Origin of the sequence: Streptomyces nanshensis (assembly GCF_001751255.1) — a bacterium.
Lineage (GTDB): Bacteria > Actinomycetota > Actinomycetes > Streptomycetales > Streptomycetaceae > Streptomyces > Streptomyces nanshensis_A.
Window position 1 is genome coordinate 1 of sequence record NZ_LJGW01000497.1, and the last position, 688, is coordinate 688.

The window sequence follows — 688 nt, forward strand, 5'->3', positions numbered from 1 at the left end:
GCATCGGCCGGGGTTCGCGTCGCGGCTGGCCCGGCGTGCCCGGCGCGGACGTCTTCGGGCGCCTCGGCCGGCGCGGGGCGGCGATGCGGTGTCGACCGGTGGGCGAGGAAGGCCGGTTGAGCCGGGAGAGGCTGCTGGTGAGGGGTCCGTGCGGTGTGCTGCGCCCGGACCGCGTCCACCGGTGGGCGCAGTCCTGCAGCTGTGCGCGTTCGAGGCCGGGTGGCCTCCTCGGCTGTCGCCTTCCCTCGCCGGCGCGCCGGGCTGGTTCGCCCTGGACTGGACCGCCGGCCAGAGGGCCGCGCTGTATGTGGCCTGCGAGAAGGACACCCTGCGGGCCCTGCTGACCGGTGTGCGCCCGGCGATCGTGAACCTTGACTGGCGACGCCTGTTAAGGTAAATTATTGCATGTGGGGCGGGGGTGTACCGCTCCACCGGCTCCCGGGAACCCAGGTCGGAAGGACGAGTCATGCAGGTCTTCACGGTGGCCCAGGAAATCCGCCACGGCGAGGACCACTCGGACGTGGAAGGGGACGGGCTGACGCTCGAGGCCGCTGTCGCGAACGCGATGGAACGGGGGCCGATCGGTTACCGCCCGTCGGACGTTCCCTCCAGCGCGGCCAAGGTGGCCGCCGAGCTGCAGAACGGCACGAAGACCGCGCTGGGATGGGCCTGGTACATCCGCCGCTGA

The 688-nt window shown here is 72.1% G+C and carries 2 protein-coding genes; both read left to right on the plus strand.

Going from position 1 to position 688, the window contains the following annotated elements:
• The first annotated feature begins 181 nt into the window (after positions 1-181).
• Positions 182-397: a hypothetical protein gene (locus AN218_RS29045; RefSeq protein WP_070020073.1), complete on the plus strand. Its 216-nt coding sequence runs from the start codon at positions 182-184 to the stop codon at positions 395-397.
• A 69-nt stretch (positions 398-466) separates the two neighbouring features.
• Positions 467-688, plus strand: a complete 222-nt coding sequence (locus AN218_RS29050) for a hypothetical protein (protein WP_070020074.1) — start codon at positions 467-469, stop codon at positions 686-688.

Excerpts from the sequence above, each read along its gene's own strand:
- AN218_RS29050 (WP_070020074.1), top strand. The coding sequence starts at position 467 with ATGCAGGTCTTCACGGTGGCCCAGGAAATCCGCCACGGCGAGGACCAC.